The organism is Affinundibacterium nitidum, from assembly GCF_014284155.1.
Classification (GTDB): Bacteria; Pseudomonadota; Gammaproteobacteria; order Burkholderiales; family Burkholderiaceae_D; genus Undibacterium; species Undibacterium nitidum.
The window spans coordinates 1-1,239 of sequence record NZ_JACOFZ010000025.1 but is presented as its reverse complement, the minus strand read 5'-3'; the positions used below and the strand labels follow the sequence as shown (position 1 = coordinate 1,239).

General features: G+C 51.6%; 1 protein-coding gene. It reads left to right on the top strand.

Translation table 11 applies throughout. The features are described 5' to 3' along the window. Positions 1-1,239: Calx-beta domain-containing protein (locus H8K36_RS18870; protein WP_304941541.1), on the top strand; the 1,239-nt coding region annotated here is incomplete at both ends.

Below are 1,239 nucleotides of genomic sequence, written 5' to 3'. Positions count from 1 at the left end.
GCGACGTGGTTAAACTTGGCTGGTGCGGTCAATGTTCCAGCCGGAGCGCAAAGCTTTTTGCTGCGAGTAGCGACGATAGCTGATGGTGTTGCTGAAGGCACCGAAAGTATTACGGTATCGGCGGCCACTGCGCAAAATGCGACGGCAGTCACGGGGACGGGCACGATTACAGATGGTGCGATTCCAAGTATCAGTTTGAGTGGTCCAGTTGAAGTCAATGAAGCTGCTGGTACGATTACGTATACAGTGAGTCTGAGTGCAGCGAGCGCAGCTGCGGTCAGTGTCAATTACAGTACGGCAAATGGAACGGCGATAGCTGGCAGTGACTATACGGCAGCGAGTGGAAGTTTGACGTTCACTCCAGGTGAAACGACTAAAACAATAACGGTTGCCATCAGCAATGATACGCCTGCGGTCTACGAAGGCGCAGAGAATTTCCAGGTTAATTTAAGTTCAGCGACCAATGCCACTATTGCTACTGGCAGTGTGACGACGACGATTCGCGATGATGTAGCTGGTCCAGGTGGTGATGATGATCGTCCGGTGGTGAGCAGTGTTTCCAGCCCAATTGTGAGTGAAGGCGGTAACTTAGATTTTACGGTGAGTTTGAGTAGTACGAGTACTAAACCAACGACAGTAACGGTGACACCAGGCTCAGGTAGCGCGATCTTGGGTACAGATACAGGTGCGCAACAATATTCAGTGGATGGTGGTGCGAGTTGGAACACGCTCTCGGGTAATACGGTCAGTGTGCCAGCAGGTGTCAGTAGTTTCCAAGTACGCGTAGTCACGATCAGCGATGGTCTTGTCGAAGACAATGAAACGATTACCTTAAGCGCAGCGACAGCGCAAAATAATAGCGTAGTCACAGGCACCGGAACGATTACCGATGTAGCGGTGCCGACAGTTAGTGTGAGCGGTCCTGCAGAAGTGAATGAAGCGGCAGGTACAGTGACGTACACCGTGACATTAAGTGCAGCGAGCACGGCAGCGGTGAGCGTTAATTACGGCACGAACAATGGCACAGCCGTTGCTGGTAGTGACTATACAGCGACAGGTGGTACGCTCACATTCGCTCCTGGCGAGACGAGCAAGACTTTTACTGTCGCGATTAGTAATGACACTCCAGCAGTCTACGAAGGTGCAGAAACCTATCAGGTCAATTTAACGGCAGCAACGAACGCTACAATTGCCACAAGTAGTGTAACGACGACGATCCGTGATGATGTTCCAGGCCCT